Origin of the sequence: Bacillus sp. FSL W7-1085 (assembly GCF_038595035.1) — a bacterium.
GTDB lineage: Bacteria > Bacillota > Bacilli > Bacillales > Bacillaceae > Bacillus > Bacillus altitudinis.
This window is the reverse complement of the sequence record NZ_CP152000.1, coordinates 2,670,069-2,684,176: the sequence shown is the minus strand read 5'-3', so window position 1 is coordinate 2,684,176 and position 14,108 is coordinate 2,670,069. Positions and strand designations below refer to the sequence as shown.

The window sequence follows — 14,108 nt, the reverse complement described above, 5'->3', positions numbered from 1 at the left end:
GCTTTTTTTTATGCCTTTTTCTTTTCTCGTCGAACAGGCATGAGTGCTTTTTCTACCGTTTGTGCATTTTTTTCTGTAATTTCTGCTCTTCTTGGAATCGGTGGATATAAATCGTCAGGATCTAGCCATGTGGATGGAAGCGGAACAGGCGATTGTTTTTCCCATGCCCGAATCCATTCCTGAGGAAGTGCATCTGGTGGTGTAATGCCTTTCATCTCAAGCCAAATGCGGCTCCATGCTCTTGGGACGACACGCCAAATATCATAGCCGCCTCCGCCCACAGCGATCCATTTTCCATCACAATATTGATGCGCCAGCTCATGGGCAATTCTAGGAATTTCCTCATATATTTTCATGGTAGCAGATAAATGCGTCAAAGGGTCATAATAGTGGGCATCTGCTCCATTTTGCGTCAAAATGACATCTGGTTTAAAAAAAGCAGCAATCTCTGTCACTGCTGTTCGATAGGCTTCTAAAAATGATTCGTCTTCTGTAAATGCGTCAAGCGGGATATTATATGCATAGCCATAGCCTTTATCATGACCCCTTTCCTGTACTTGTCCAGTTCCAGGGAACAAATAGCGCCCTGTTTCATGAATGGAAACAGTACATACCTCTGGATCATCATAGAAGCTAAACTGTACACCATCGCCATGATGAGCATCTGTATCAATATATAAAATTCTAGCGCCATATGTCTTTTGAATATACTGAATGGCCACAGAGCTGTCATTATAAATACAAAAGCCAGAAGCACGCCCTTTAAATCCATGGTGAAGCCCGCCGCCAAGATTGAGCGCATGCTGCGAATGTCCAAGCATCACTTGATCAACCGCTGTTAATGTCCCGCCAACTAGGAGAGAAGCTGCCTCATGCATCCCTGCAAACATCGGGGTATCCTCAGTGCCAAGACCATAACGTTCCCCCTCTGCGGTGGACAGTTTTCCTTCACTTGCCCGCTGTACTGCTTGAATGTAGTCTGCTGTATGGACAAGCTTTAACTCCTCCAGCGTCGCCATACGAGGTGCGACAATCTCATCATCCGTTAATGCCTTCATTTTTTGAAGAAGATCATAAGTTAAGTAGACGCGAAGCTGATTGAAGGGATGATCTTGGTGAAACTGGTACGTTTGAAAAGATGGTGAAAAAACAAAGGTCGCTTCCTTCATTTGATCGTCTGCTCCATAGGCCAGAGCACTTTATAGCCTTTTGCACGAATCAGCTTCATCACATGATCTGCATGCATCGTTTGAAGGCGGAAGACGAGCACTTTAGAGGCTTCATTGGCATGTGGGTACACGAGTACACTCAGCATTTGAATATGCTGCTCTTTTAAAATGGACGTAATGTCTGCAAGACCCTCTGTCACTTGCGCTACTTCAACCTCTAAATGTGATCCAGGCTGATCTGCACCTGTTAGTCTTACAAACGTACGAAGTAAATCTGTTTTTGTGATGATCCCTACAAGCTTGCCGCGTCTCACAACGGGAAGACAGCCAATTCCGTGTTCAAAAAAGACACTTGAAATCTCCTCAACGAAATCAAGCGGATGAGCGGTAATCGTCTCTAGCACCATGATGTCTTCAACCGGCCGCTGAATAAAAAGCTGCCTTTTCTCTGTTTCAAAAATACTTGGACTGGCATTTTTAATATCCCGATCTGTCACCATCCCAATGACAGATCCCTGCTCAGATACGATGGGAATATGCCGAATGTGATGTGCACTCATTTTTTGAATGGCCTCTTCAATCGTATCGGTTTTTCGCAGCGTGATCACATCACGCTCCATAATTTGTTCAATCATCATGATTACCAATCCCCTTTGCCAAAAAAACGAATTGAACGTTAATACATAAAGCGCTGATGGAAGCGAAGACGATCGAAACGCTCGATCGAATCAGGACTCACATGTTTTCCAATTCTGGCCATTAAACAATTGGCTGGATGTGAGCTAATCTCTGGCTCGTCTGTTGCAAACCAGACAAGACCGCCGGCGTTCATCATTTTCTCCATCATTTTGCGGTACTCCCACACGTTTTTCTTTGTCCCCTTTAAATCCCAATGCCAGTAATATTCAGTTGTAATGATAATGTAATTCTCCATTTGCTCATCCATCATGCTCACATCCAGTAAATGCTTGCCAAGTGAGCAGCCTCTGAATGGAGGAGCGACTTCAATGGCACCGAGCTCAATTAAATTGTCCATGTTGCCTTCTGACCAGCGTTCAAGCGGATCAGGGTACAAATACGTGACATAGCCTACGACAAGCTCATCCACCCTAGCAATGATAATACGTCCTTCAGGAAGATCTGCTATTTCAACAAGTGCTTGTTTCTGTTCCTCAGGCGTGCGAAATGCCGTTAGTCCTTCATGAAACATATAGTTCGCAAGCTCTGATGCAGGTACCGGTCCTTCAATCAGGATGGAACCTGTTTCTCGCTCAATGGTTTTTGAATAATAAGTTTTAGGATGCTCCACGTATCCACCGCCTCAAATTCTAGTGAGTCGTCTCTATTCTATCTTAAATCTCGCAATAATTAAAACGGTTTCATCAGAAGTTTTTTAAAAATTGAGAAAAAAAGTCATCTATACTATAATGGTCATTGTAAACGTATGCAAAGGGGGACTGTTTGATGAAAGTGGAAACGCTACCATCAGTAAAAGGGGACTATCATTTAAATGATTATGAGCAAGCATACAAAGAATTTTCATGGGAGGAAGCGAGAAAAAATTTCTCTTGGTATGAAACAGGAAAAGTAAATGCAGCTTATGAAGCGATTGACAGACATGCGGACTCGTTTCGTAAAAACAAGGTGGCGCTTCACTACAAAGATTCACAGCGGGATGAAAAGTATACGTTCAGGGATATGAAAATCAAGACAAACAAAGCAGGAAATCTATTAAGAGAACAGGCACATGTGCAAAAAGGGGATCGCGTGTTTATCTTTATGCCAAGATCACCTGAGCTCTATTTTCTACTGCTTGGTGCTGTCAAAATTGGTGCGATCGTCGGTCCGTTATTTGAGGCATTTATGGAAGGTGCCGTCAAAGATCGTTTAGAAAATAGTGAGGCAAAAGTGATTGTGACAACGCCTGATCTTCTTGAGCGGATTCCGTTTGCAGAACTTCCAAAGCTTGAATCCGTCATCATTGTCGGTGGTGAAAAAGAGGATGCAGGTGGTGTGCGGACGATTCACTTTGAAGAAGCATTTGAGCAGTCAGCGAAGGAACTTGAAATCGAGTGGATGGATGAAAAAGATGGATACCTGCTTCATTACACGTCAGGGTCCACTGGTACGCCAAAAGGTGTGCTCCATGTTCATGGCGCAATGGTGCAGCAAGGCCAGACGGGTAAATGGGTACTTGATTTGAAAGAAGAAGATGTCTACTGGTGCACAGCTGATCCAGGCTGGGTAACAGGGACGGTGTACGGTATTTTTTCTCCGTGGCTGAATGGAGCGACGAATGTCATTTTAGGCGGCAGGTTCAATCCTGATACGTGGTACGAAACCATTGAATCGCTTGGTGTGACCGTTTGGTACAGTGCACCGACAGCCTTCAGAATGCTGATGGGAGCAGGAGACGATCTCATTCAAAAATATGATCTCAGCTCACTCCGTCATGTGTTAAGTGTAGGAGAGCCGCTTAATCCAGAAGTGATCCGCTGGGGAGACGCTGTATTCGGTAAACGAATTCATGACACTTGGTGGATGACGGAAACCGGTGCACAGCTGATTTGTAACTATCCATGCATGGATATCAAACCAGGTTCAATGGGGAAACCAATTCCAGGCGTTGAAGCTGCGATTGTAGATAATGCCGGAAATGAACTTCCGCCATACCGGATGGGGAACCTTGCCATCAAAAAGGGCTGGCCGTCTATGATGCATACGATCTGGAACAATCCTGAAAAATATGAATCTTACTTTATGCCGGGAGATTGGTATGTTTCAGGAGATTCAGCTTACATGGATGAAGATGGATACTTCTGGTTCCAGGGACGTGTCGACGATGTCATTATGACGTCAGGAGAGCGGGTCGGTCCATTTGAGGTAGAAAGTAAACTGGTGGAACATCCGGCCATTGCAGAGGCTGGTGTCATCGGAAAACCAGATCCTGTGCGCGGTGAAATTATTAAAGCATTTATAGCGCTTAGAAGCGGATACGAACCGACAGATGAGCTGAAAGAAGAGATTCGTACGTTTGTGAAAAAAGGACTCGCTGCACATGCAGCACCGAGAGAAATTGAGTTTAAAGACAAACTGCCAAAAACACGAAGCGGTAAAATTATGAGACGTGTGCTAAAAGCGTGGGAACTGAATTTACCTGCTGGCGATCTCTCGACAATGGAAGATTAATCGCTTCCGTCAGTTGACTTGATATCAAAAGTATGTTAAAAATGACTTTAGTTGAATATGAAAAGGTTTTGACTGAGATTCAGTAGAATCATCTTTCCCTGTCCAAGAGAGCTGACGGCTGGTGCGAGTCAGTACAAAGAGATATTCGAATTACCCTCACGAACCGCTTTTACGAAAAGGAGCATGCATGTTGCCTGATTAGTGAAAGAACGGATCTGTCCGTTATCAGTGTAAGTGAAAAGACGTGTTGTTTTGTCTTTTAAGCAGGGTGGTACCGCGATATATATCGTCCCTTCGTTCATTCGAAGGGGCGTTTTTTATGTTGAATTGTAAAAAAAGGAGATTTGGATATGAGTCAATTGATGGAAGAATTATCGTTCAGAGGATTAATTCAGCAACAAACAGATGAAGAAGGTTTAACAAAATTATTAGCAGAAGAAAAAATCAAGCTATACTCCGGCTTTGATCCAACAGCTGACAGCTTGCACATTGGTCACTTACTGCCAATATTAACATTGCGCAGATTCCAAGAAGCAGGCCATCATCCGATTGCACTTGTTGGCGGCGCAACTGGACTGATTGGTGACCCAAGTTTCAAAAAAGCAGAACGTTCACTAAACCCAGCAGAAATCGTCGAACAGTGGTCAGAGAAAATCAAAGGCCAGCTCTCTCAATTCCTTGATTTTGAAGCAGGTGACAACCCAGCTGTCATCGTCAATAACTATGACTGGATCAGTCAAATGAATGTCATCACGTTCCTTCGTGATATTGGAAAGAACTTCGGTGTCAACTTCATGCTCGCAAAAGATATCGTCAGCTCCCGTATTGAAACAGGGATTTCGTACACAGAATTCAGCTACGTGATTCTGCAATCGTTAGACTTCTTGAACCTTTACAGAAATGAAAACTGTAAGCTGCAAATCGGCGGAAGTGACCAGTGGGGAAATATTACATCTGGACTTGAGTTGATCCGTAAGTCTGAAGCAGAAGGCGCAAAAGCTTTCGGTCTGACGATGCCGCTTGTGACAAAAGCAGACGGCACGAAATTTGGGAAAACAGAAGGCGGCGCCATCTGGTTAGATAAAGAAAAAACATCTCCATATGAATTCTACCAATTCTGGATTAACACAGATGACCGTGATGTCGTGAAATACTTAAAATACTTTACGTTCCTATCAAAAGAAGAGATCGCATCGTACGAAGAAAAAGTGCAAACAGCCCCTGAAAAACGTGAAGCACAGCGCCGTTTGGCAGAAGAAGTCACAACACTTGTGCATGGCCGTGAATCACTAGAACAGGCTGTCAACATCTCAAATGCGCTATTTAAAGGTGAGATTAAATCTCTTACAGCAGAAGAAGTGAAAGTAGGCTTTAAAGATGTGCCATCAATGGAGAAAGACAGTGCAGAAGAATTAACACTTGTTGATGTTCTTGTCGAATCAAAACTGTCTCCATCAAAACGTCAAGCACGTGAAGATATCACGAATGGCGCAGTTTCCATCAACGGAGAGAGACAAACCGACAAAGACTACGTCCTTTCAGCTGAAGATAGAATTGAAAACCAATTTACCGTCTTAAGAAGAGGGAAAAAGAAATATTTCCTTGTGACGTATAAATAAATCCTTATGAAACAGTAAGTATCATGAAAAGCACCTCAAATGTTCATATACATTGAGGTGCTTTTTTTTTATTCAGAAGTAGGAATTAAGCTTTTACAGAGCGGTTTTCTCTCATTTGTCTGTTTCTTATTCAAGGAGTGAATTTTCGTTTGTATAAGCATGTTCTACCTTACAAATTCGGGTTGTATAGGATTCATACCAATCTTTTTTTCCTTTTTTTTGAACACGCTGATGTGCTGTATGTGCTTTCCATTCTTTGATGGCTGCTAATGAATCCCAGTAAGAGACAGTGATTCCAACACCATGTTCATCTCGTACACTTTCTATTCCAAGAAACCCATCTAGTTCTTTCGCTAATTCTTCCATTTTTTGAGCAGCCACGGCGTATTCTTTCTGCTCGACATTTGTTCGTTTTGATGTGAAAATCACGGCATAATAGGGTAGTGCAGGTGTTTGAGTAAACAGCATCTAGCAGAACCTCCTTTTGTCTATTCACATTATATATGAAAGATAGAGGGGCTCGTAGTCTTTTTGTTTTAATTTAAAAAAGTCCAAGGTGCTTTATGATTATTTATATTTCTGTAAAATCATCTTATAAACATTACCTTGTTCACTTTTCTGACATATTTTTCTTGTATAAAATAGAGTCGAATAAGATGAATAAGGGGGAATGAAAGTGATTCGATTTAAGAAAAAGAGTTTGCAAATTCTTGTTGCCCTTGCCTTAGTGCTAGGTTCAATAGCCATCATCCAGCCGAAAGAAGCCAAAGCGGCCGAGCATAATCCGGTTGTAATGGTACACGGCATGGGTGGTGCGTCTTATAACTTTGCTTCGATCAAACGATACTTAGTGTCACAGGGATGGGATCAAAACCAACTTTTTGCAATCGATTTCATAGACAAAACAGGCAATAACCTGAACAATGGCCCGAGGCTCTCTAGATTCGTCAAAGATGTACTAGCCAAAACGGGTGCCAAAAAAGTAGATATTGTGGCTCATAGTATGGGCGGTGCGAACACGTTATACTATATTAAAAACCTAGACGGCGGAGATAAAATTGAAAACGTCGTCACACTTGGTGGAGCGAACGGACTCGTTTCACTCAGAGCATTACCAGGCACCGATCCAAATCAAAAAATTCTTTACACATCCGTCTATAGCTCAGCCGATCTCATCGTCGTCAACAGCCTCTCTCGCTTAATTGGCGCAAGAAACGTCCTCATCCACGGCGTTGGACATATCGGTCTATTAACCTCAAGCCAAGTCAAAGGCTATGTGAAAGAAGGATTGAATGGCGGAGGACAGAATACGAATTAAAAAATCAAAAAGACAGCGATTTGTGCTGTCTTTTTTGATGTCATGGTTATATGGGTGCTGCTAGGTGTTGAAGAAGATTTTTAGGAGGATAAAAGATGACGCAAAAACTCAAATATGCTTTCTTGGGCTACTTTCTCTATTTCCCAAGTTCATTTCTGATCATCTATATGATCTGGATGGCAATCGTCAAATCAGTGCAATGGGCAGAAGTCATATCTAATTGTACATCCATCATTGGTATCTATTACTTAATAGCCAGTGTGTGGTTTGTCTTTTTACTGCAAAAACAGACAAAACATCGTACATAGCCAAATAAAAACATGTACAAATCAACCGCCATTCCTTACACTACATATAATGAACGAGAATCTTCGGAGGTGGGTATTTGTGCAACATCATCAAAAGGCTTTGATTATGGTCGATGTACAGAAAGCATTCGAGCACGAAAAATGGGGAGAACGGAATAACCTAGATGCAGAGAAGAACATCAGTCGTCTATTGACGTTTTGGAGAGAAAAAGGATGGACAGTCATTCATATTCAGCATACATCGGATCAGCCGCACTCCTTATTTCATCCAGCAAATGAAGGGCACTCCTTCAAAGAGATCGCTAAACCGCTAGATGAAGAAACGGTCATACAAAAGAAAGTCAACAGCAGCTTTATAGGTACAAACTTAGAGGAACAACTAAGATCAAACGAGATCAACACTGTTGTGATTGCTGGACTCACAACACCGCACTGCGTATCTACCACAACAAGAATGAGTGGAAACCTAGGCTTTGAGACATACCTCATGTCAGATGCAACAGCCGCCTTTGGTTTAACAGATCAAACCGGTACATACTATGATCCAGAAACGATCCATCGCCTTTCACTTGCAACACTGCATGACGAATTTGCGACTGTCCTGACAACTGAGCAGCTGATCACAAATTGGGCAAGCAAAAGCTCCTAGAATCATCTCTAGGAGCTTTTTGCTTGTTCATCCAGCGGCTGTTTTCGTTGTTCAATACTTGAGTAGATGAGATCAATTCCAATAAATAAGAAGCTGACAAAGAAAGATAAAATGAGTGTGCCGTGCTCCCAAATTGAGACATTGACTATGTTCATATTAAGTACAAACTTAATTGAGAAATGCACAACGATCCATGAGAGTAAAAATTCAAAGATAAACGTGAACCATTGAGGAAATCTTAGCAAAGAGGAAATTCCTTTACCAATGAATACTAAAAAGATCGACCAAAAAAGAACAATCCCACTGACGAATAGACAGAAGGTCAATAATGAAAGAAATGATGCATAGGTAATATATTCTCCAAAAAGAAAATTCACTCCTAATGAAACAACATAAAGTACAGAACTTGGAATGATGATGACAAAACTAATCGAAAAAAAGATGAGTAAAATGAGGAGAATTTCAGCGATAGCTCCAGGCGCTTCATCGACAACTTTTGTCTTTCTCAAAACCGCATAGATAACAATTGAAATGAGCATAAGTGCTAACATAAATGAAATGATCGACAAATTGCTTTCCTCCTTAACGTTCCTTACATTATTGTTTTAAGTTGTGAGTTATCCAGTAAATGTAATTGTAAGAGGAAAACGAAAAAGAGTAAAGAGTAATCGGTGTTCTAATTTTCTTGTGTGCAAATAAGTTATTTGTAGCTAGAGAGTATCATACAAAAGACCAAACAAAAAACCCTAGAAATCCTTGAACAATCAAGGTCTCTAGGGTTTGTTTGATCACTCTCTGAGAGAGTCATGAAATTAACGAGAGTAGAACTCAACGATTAGTTGTTCGCTGATTTCAGGCGCTAATTCAGAACGCTCTGGAAGACGAGTGAAAGTTCCTTCAAGCTTTTCAGCATCGAAAGTAAGGTATTCAGGTACGAAGTTGTTCACTTCAACTGATTCTTTCACAACTGCAAGGTTTTGAGATTTCTCACGAAGAGCAATCGTTTGACCTGGTTTCACAGAGAAAGATGGGATGTCTACACGGCTTCCATCAACAAGGATGTGACCATGGTTTACTAGCTGACGAGCTTGGCGGCGCGTACGAGCAAGGCCAAGACGGTATACTAGGTTGTCAAGGCGAGTTTCAAGAAGGATCATGAAGTTTTCACCTTGTTTACCAGGAAGTTTAGCAGCTCTGTCAAATAGTGTACGGAATTGACGTTCGTTGACACCGTACATGTGACGAAGCTTTTGCTTCTCTTGTAATTGTAAACCGTATTCAGATAGTTTTTTGCGTTGTCCTGGACCATGTGGGCCTGGAGCGTAAGGGCGTTTTTCAAGTTCCTTACCTGTTCCGCTTAATGAAATGCCTAAACGGCGGGAAATCTTCCAACTTGGACCTGTATAGCGAGCCATAATGTGACTCCTCCTTATTGTTTTTATTTGTGAAAAATAAAAACCGTCTGTTCTTTGTCTTTTCCGTCATTATGTTTTCATGCATCCTCGCTCCAGCAGCAGGGAGTTACAAGATGCACCTCCATATAGAAGGAACAAAATGATACAAAAAAGCCGAACAAAAAGGCTGCCATATTTCACACAAACTCTATTATATGACGCCAGATAGGAGAAGTCAACCTATTTAAAGAGGAGAATGTCAAACGTGGTCGGCATTCATCCGGGAAGAAAGCAAAACAAAAAAGCAGACACATTGTCTGCTTTTCACGCATCATGACGCATCAGTAGAGGCTGATAACGCATTTTGGAGAACCTCTGTAAATTGAACTAAGTACGTTTCATCCACTTCATTGAAACGATCTTTCACTGGACTGTCAATATCGAGTACCCCAATGATTTGTCCATTTACTTTAAGTGGGATCACAATTTCAGATTGCGATGCTGCATCACATGCAATATGACCAGGGAATGCATGGACATCAGCGATACGCTGTACATCACCTGTCGCAAATGCTGTACCGCAAACCCCTTTTCCAGAAGGAATGCGTACACATGCGGGCAGTCCGTTGAATGGACCAAGCACAAGCTCTCCGTCTTTTGCTAAATAAAATCCTGCCCAATTGACTTCAGGAAGCGAGTGATAAAGCAGCGCCGCAGCATTGGCTAGGTTGGCAATGAGATCAGGTTCACCATCCGTAATCGCTTCTACTTGTTTGATGAGTAATTGATAGTCTTTCGATGGATCACCAGACTGTTTTTCGACATGAAACATGAAAATCTCCTACTTTCTATCTCAAAAATACATAACTTGCGCTTCGCATGTGGGATTTGTCGAGCAATGATTAAAGGAACTTCCGCCTTCGCCTTGAAGTATGTACACATGAAGAGGGGTGAGCGGATGAAAACATCAACAACCGTGCAAACAAAAGACCGTATTATTGAAGCTGCCATCAGACTTTTTAACCAAAAAGGATTTTCTGGAACCTCTGTCCGTGAGATTGCGAAGGAAGCAAACGTCAACGTTGCCCATATATCTTATTACTTTCAAGGAAAAGGAGGGCTGCTCGAGCAACTCGTATCCGATTTTTATGAAGGCTATATTCAGATGATTGAATCGCACATCCAGCACATGGAAACCCGTCATGCAAAAGAATGTTTACTTCATGTGGTTTTTGATATTTTATCTTATCAGCATGAAAATCGTCAATTAACCCGTTTCGTTTATCGAGAGGTGACCATTGATTCAACGCTGATCAGGGAAATCATGTCCACCTATTTAACAAAGGAAAAATACTTGTTTCAGCTCATCATTGAAAAAGGAAAAAGCACCCATGTGATTTGTAAGCAGCTGTCACTCTCATCATTTATGATCCAGCTAAAATCACTTCTGATGATGCCATATTTACAGCCGCAATATTTAACAGAGGTGCTTTATATCAACCCAAACGAGCCTTACTTTTATCAAACGTACTATAAGGAACTGAGCCGGTCGCTTCATCATCTGTTAGAACCAAACGAACCCGCACTTGATCCTCACCTGAAACTCATGATGTCTTCAAATTGATCATACGCATACCCGAGATCTTCCGCTTGATGGGCATCAGACCCGAATATGAGCGGAATTTTTTTCTGTTTTGCAAGATCGATCATCCATTGATCTAAATAGATACTTCTGGCATATGTTTTACGAAGACCTGATGTATTAAAATCTAAGGACATGCCTTTTTTTGCCGTTTCTTCAAGACAAAGGGTGACCCTTTGACATAGTTCTGGCGACATTTCGTATGGAAAAAGCTGTTTGAATTTCTGGACAAGGGTGATATGACCGATTCTCTTTGGCTTATATGGACCTAAAGATGATAGAATAGAAGAATGAATTTGGTCATAGTAGCTTTGATAGACGTGTTCGGTGCTGCCATAGATGCTGATCAGCTGCTTGAAGGCGTGCTCATCAAAATCAAGACAAATATAATCATTGCCAGCAGGAAGAAAGTGAACAGATAAAATGCTATCGTCTAGTTCAGGGCCGTAGCAGTCTAAAAAGGCACTTGTTTCCTCTTCATACTCTTTGATATAGTCGACCTCAAGCCCAGTTTTTACTATTAACTGTCCTTTGTATTCCTGTTTCAGCTGATCCAGCTTCGTCAAATAGGCTTCAAGGTCTCGAAGCTTCATGGCGCTATCCTGCTCAGGCGTTGGATCTCGAAACGAAGGAGGCAACGGGGCATGCTCGGTAAAGGTGATGGAATCAAATCCCTTTTTCATTGCTTTTTCAATATAAGAATGAAAAGGATCAAGCGTACCGTGCGGGCAAAATGGCGTATGTAAATGTGCATCTTGTTTCAACATGTCGTCACCTCTTGTCGATATTTTGAAAAACGTCATGTTTATCAGCGAAAATAATGAAAAATCATGACCAAAAATGCTGGTTACATGGTATCATAATAACAATGAAAACGACAGCTTCCGCATACATAAAAACAGGTCACATCAATACATGTGATCAAATGATAGAAAGCCTGAATGACTTTCTTGAAAAAACATACATAAAACCGTGAATGGATCGTATTGGGAAAAATACAATCCTGCTTATAAAAAACAAATGCAAAGCGGACACGAAAGGGTTCTCAGGTCTACTCGGGACACTACCCTGACATCACTTAGATCACAACAAGGGGGCTCATTATGGAGTTTATCATCGGTTTAATTGTCATTTTGCTTGCTTTGTTTTCAGTCGGTTATTTCCTCAGAAAAAATATATATAAAGAGATTGACCGATTGGAAGCATGGAAAATTGAAATTTTAAACAGATCAATTGTAGAAGAAATTTCAAAAATCAAACATTTAAAAATGACCGGAGAAACAGAGCAGTTTTTTGAAAGATGGCGTGCAGAGTGGGACGATATCGTCACAGCCCATCTTCCAAAGGTAGAGGAGCTATTATATGATGCAGAGGAGTATTCTGATAAATATCGATTCTCCAAAGCGAAGCAAGTCCTTGCGCATATAGGAGATCTGCTCACCGCTGCTGATTCAAACATCGAAGACATTTTAAAAGAGATTGCAGACCTTGTCACAAGTGAAGAGCAAAACCGAAAAGACATCGAGAAGGTCAAAGAGCAATATCAAACGGTACGAAAAAATCTACTTGCTTACAGCCATTTATACGGCACCCTTTATGACAAAATGGAGCAGGACTTGGACGAGGCCTGGGAAGGGATTAAGCAGTATGAGGAAGAGACAGAAAACGGAAACTACATGACAGCAAGGAAAATTTTGCTTGAGCAAGACCGCAGACTCGATCAGCTGCAATTATATATCAATGATGTACCGAAGCTCATCGCAGACTGCAAACAAACGGTGCCAGGTCAGCTGACGAAGCTGAAAGACGGTTATAAAGAAATGACAGACAAAGGCTACAAGCTAGAGCACATCCAGATCACAAAAGAGCTGGAGAACTTGAATAAACAGCTGACCCGGGCGGAGAAACTGCTGATTGATGAACTCAATTTAGATGAAGCATCAAGCATTCTGCAAATGATTGATGATGCGATTCAGACGCTGTATGATCAGCTAGAAGCAGAAGTAGAAGCAGGTCAGGAAATCAAGAGCAAAATGCCTGAGCTGACCGAGGCATTTGAAAAACTTGAACAAGACCACACGCAGACAAAGGCAGAAACGGCTCTTGTGAAAGAAAGCTACAAGCTGACAGCGGGAGAGCTGGATCAGCAGAAAGCCTTCGAAAAACGATTAGAAGAAATTGAAAAGCTCATGAAGCAAATACGAGAGAAGCTTGATCGTGACCATGTCGCATACACATTATTAATGGATGAAATCAATCAGCTTGAGACCTTTATTGAGGATGCAAAAACGCTTCATGAAGCGTTTAAAGATCACCTTCAATCGTTACGAAAAGAAGAATTACAGGCAAGAGAAACATTGGCTGAACTTAAAACCATGCTGACAGATACAGTGCGCCAGCTGCACAAAAGCAACATTCCAGGTGTACCTGCTGACATCAAAGACCGTGCTGAAAAAGCGCAGGAGATGATTCAGCAAGTGCAGGAGCAGCTAGAGAATTTGCCGCTGAATATGCCAGCAGTGAACCAACAATTAAAAGAAGCCTCTGAAACAGTTAGACATGTCGTTGATGAAACACATGACATGCTTCGTAAAGTGGATCAAATTGAACGGATTATACAATACGGCAACCGGTTTAGAAGTCAAAACCACATTCTTTCAGAGCAATTAAAAGAGGCAGAACGAAGATTTTATGCCTATGATTATAACGATTCATTTGATGTGGCAGCAGCAGCTGTCGAAAAAGCATCACCTGGAGCCGTTCAGAAGCTTTTAACTCAGCAAGAAAAAGAATATCAGCATCAATAAAAAAGCTGAAGTC

Annotated in this window: 15 protein-coding genes and 1 other annotated feature; of the genes, 7 read left to right on the top strand and 8 right to left on the bottom strand. The window is 41.6% G+C overall.

Annotated features, from left to right (window positions below; genetic code table 11):
• Positions 1-8: 8 nt before the first annotated feature.
• From MKY11_RS13795 to MKY11_RS13785, 3 genes are read right to left on the bottom strand one after another with little or no spacing between them, the layout of a single operon-like run.
• Positions 9-1,169: an acetoin utilization protein AcuC gene (locus MKY11_RS13795; protein ID WP_024718705.1), complete on the bottom strand. Its 1,161-nt coding sequence runs from the start codon at positions 1,167-1,169 to the stop codon at positions 9-11.
• Complete coding sequence (locus MKY11_RS13790) at positions 1,166-1,807, bottom strand: CBS and ACT domain-containing protein (protein ID WP_017358312.1); 642 nt, start codon at positions 1,805-1,807, stop codon at positions 1,166-1,168. The genes MKY11_RS13795 and MKY11_RS13790 overlap by 4 nt, the downstream gene beginning before the upstream one ends.
• A gap of 38 nt (positions 1,808-1,845) precedes the next feature.
• Positions 1,846-2,478 carry a GNAT family N-acetyltransferase gene (locus tag MKY11_RS13785; protein WP_047945276.1) on the bottom strand — a complete coding sequence of 211 codons (633 nt, stop codon included), beginning with the start codon at positions 2,476-2,478 and terminating at the stop codon, positions 1,846-1,848.
• A 155-nt stretch (positions 2,479-2,633) separates the two neighbouring features.
• Between MKY11_RS13785 and acsA the strand changes: the two genes are divergently transcribed.
• Both acsA and tyrS read left to right on the top strand, forming a co-directional pair.
• Positions 2,634-4,358 carry an acetate--CoA ligase gene (acsA, locus tag MKY11_RS13780; protein ID WP_163116461.1) on the top strand — a complete coding sequence of 575 codons (1,725 nt, stop codon included), beginning with the start codon at positions 2,634-2,636 and terminating at the stop codon, positions 4,356-4,358.
• Between the two features lie 59 nt (positions 4,359-4,417).
• Positions 4,418-4,655, top strand: a binding site (T-box leader).
• 53 nt (positions 4,656-4,708) lie between these two features.
• Positions 4,709-5,977 carry a tyrosine--tRNA ligase gene (gene tyrS / locus MKY11_RS13775; RefSeq protein WP_135009408.1) on the top strand — a complete coding sequence of 423 codons (1,269 nt, stop codon included), beginning with the start codon at positions 4,709-4,711 and terminating at the stop codon, positions 5,975-5,977.
• 126 nt (positions 5,978-6,103) lie between these two features.
• On the opposite strand, the gene MKY11_RS13770 is transcribed toward tyrS, so the two are convergent.
• Entirely contained in the window at positions 6,104-6,445 is a 342-nt protein-coding gene (locus tag MKY11_RS13770) for an antibiotic biosynthesis monooxygenase (protein ID WP_135009407.1), read from the bottom strand.
• A gap of 202 nt (positions 6,446-6,647) precedes the next feature.
• On the opposite strand from MKY11_RS13770, the gene MKY11_RS13765 reads away from it, so the two are divergent.
• The 3 genes from MKY11_RS13765 (at position 6,648) to MKY11_RS13755 (ending at position 8,252) form a co-directional block, all read left to right on the top strand.
• Complete coding sequence (locus MKY11_RS13765) at positions 6,648-7,295, top strand: triacylglycerol lipase (protein ID WP_072367428.1); 648 nt, start codon at positions 6,648-6,650, stop codon at positions 7,293-7,295.
• 95 nt (positions 7,296-7,390) lie between these two features.
• Positions 7,391-7,603: a hypothetical protein gene (locus MKY11_RS13760; RefSeq protein ID WP_342501490.1), complete on the top strand. Its 213-nt coding sequence runs from the start codon at positions 7,391-7,393 to the stop codon at positions 7,601-7,603.
• A 49-nt stretch (positions 7,604-7,652) separates the two neighbouring features.
• Complete coding sequence (locus MKY11_RS13755; RefSeq protein WP_268381819.1) at positions 7,653-8,252, top strand: cysteine hydrolase family protein; 600 nt, start codon at positions 7,653-7,655, stop codon at positions 8,250-8,252.
• A gap of 8 nt (positions 8,253-8,260) precedes the next feature.
• Here the strand turns inward: MKY11_RS13755 and MKY11_RS13750 are convergent, their stop codons facing one another.
• The 3 genes from MKY11_RS13750 to MKY11_RS13740 form a co-directional block, all read right to left on the bottom strand.
• A complete protein-coding gene (locus tag MKY11_RS13750) occupies positions 8,261-8,821 on the bottom strand; it encodes a hypothetical protein (RefSeq protein ID WP_024718693.1) in 561 nt (186 codons plus the stop codon).
• A gap of 243 nt (positions 8,822-9,064) precedes the next feature.
• Positions 9,065-9,667 (bottom strand): 30S ribosomal protein S4, encoded by a 603-nt coding sequence (gene rpsD / locus MKY11_RS13745; protein WP_007501777.1) that lies wholly within the window; start codon positions 9,665-9,667, stop codon positions 9,065-9,067.
• Between the two features lie 310 nt (positions 9,668-9,977).
• Positions 9,978-10,478, bottom strand: coding sequence for a GAF domain-containing protein (locus tag MKY11_RS13740; protein ID WP_039170268.1), 501 nt, complete (start codon positions 10,476-10,478; stop codon positions 9,978-9,980).
• Between the two features lie 126 nt (positions 10,479-10,604).
• On the opposite strand from MKY11_RS13740, the gene refZ reads away from it, so the two are divergent.
• Entirely contained in the window at positions 10,605-11,270 is a 666-nt protein-coding gene (gene refZ, locus MKY11_RS13735; protein ID WP_008343081.1) for a forespore capture DNA-binding protein RefZ, read from the top strand.
• Here refZ and hisJ read toward each other — a convergent pair.
• Entirely contained in the window at positions 11,240-12,055 is an 816-nt protein-coding gene (gene hisJ / locus MKY11_RS13730; protein WP_047945281.1) for a histidinol-phosphatase HisJ, read from the bottom strand. The two genes, refZ and hisJ, sit on opposite strands and share 31 nt — an antisense overlap.
• Positions 12,056-12,391: 336 nt before the next feature.
• Here hisJ and ezrA point away from each other — a divergent pair, with 336 nt between their 5' ends.
• Positions 12,392-14,095: a septation ring formation regulator EzrA gene (gene ezrA / locus MKY11_RS13725; protein ID WP_259253256.1), complete on the top strand. Its 1,704-nt coding sequence runs from the start codon at positions 12,392-12,394 to the stop codon at positions 14,093-14,095.
• Positions 14,096-14,108 lie beyond the last annotated feature (13 nt).

What these genes read in the sequence shown, in the direction of transcription:
- MKY11_RS13795 (WP_024718705.1), bottom strand. Translation starts at nt 1,169, where the DNA reads ATGAAGGAAGCGACCTTTGTTTTTTCACCATCTTTTCAAACGTACCAG.
- MKY11_RS13790 (WP_017358312.1), bottom strand. Translation starts at nt 1,807, where the DNA reads ATGATGATTGAACAAATTATGGAGCGTGATGTGATCACGCTGCGAAAA.
- acsA (WP_163116461.1), top strand. Translation starts at nt 2,634, where the DNA reads ATGAAAGTGGAAACGCTACCATCAGTAAAAGGGGACTATCATTTAAAT.
- tyrS (WP_135009408.1), top strand. Translation starts at nt 4,709, where the DNA reads ATGAGTCAATTGATGGAAGAATTATCGTTCAGAGGATTAATTCAGCAA.
- MKY11_RS13770 (WP_135009407.1), bottom strand. Translation starts at nt 6,445, where the DNA reads ATGCTGTTTACTCAAACACCTGCACTACCCTATTATGCCGTGATTTTC.
- MKY11_RS13765 (WP_072367428.1), top strand. Translation starts at nt 6,648, where the DNA reads ATGAAAGTGATTCGATTTAAGAAAAAGAGTTTGCAAATTCTTGTTGCC.
- MKY11_RS13760 (WP_342501490.1), top strand. Translation starts at nt 7,391, where the DNA reads ATGACGCAAAAACTCAAATATGCTTTCTTGGGCTACTTTCTCTATTTC.
- MKY11_RS13755 (WP_268381819.1), top strand. Translation starts at nt 7,653, where the DNA reads ATGAACGAGAATCTTCGGAGGTGGGTATTTGTGCAACATCATCAAAAG.
- rpsD (WP_007501777.1), bottom strand. Translation starts at nt 9,667, where the DNA reads ATGGCTCGCTATACAGGTCCAAGTTGGAAGATTTCCCGCCGTTTAGGC.
- MKY11_RS13740 (WP_039170268.1), bottom strand. Translation starts at nt 10,478, where the DNA reads ATGTTTCATGTCGAAAAACAGTCTGGTGATCCATCGAAAGACTATCAA.
- refZ (WP_008343081.1), top strand. Translation starts at nt 10,605, where the DNA reads ATGAAAACATCAACAACCGTGCAAACAAAAGACCGTATTATTGAAGCT.
- hisJ (WP_047945281.1), bottom strand. Translation starts at nt 12,055, where the DNA reads ATGTTGAAACAAGATGCACATTTACATACGCCATTTTGCCCGCACGGT.
- ezrA (WP_259253256.1), top strand. Translation starts at nt 12,392, where the DNA reads ATGGAGTTTATCATCGGTTTAATTGTCATTTTGCTTGCTTTGTTTTCA.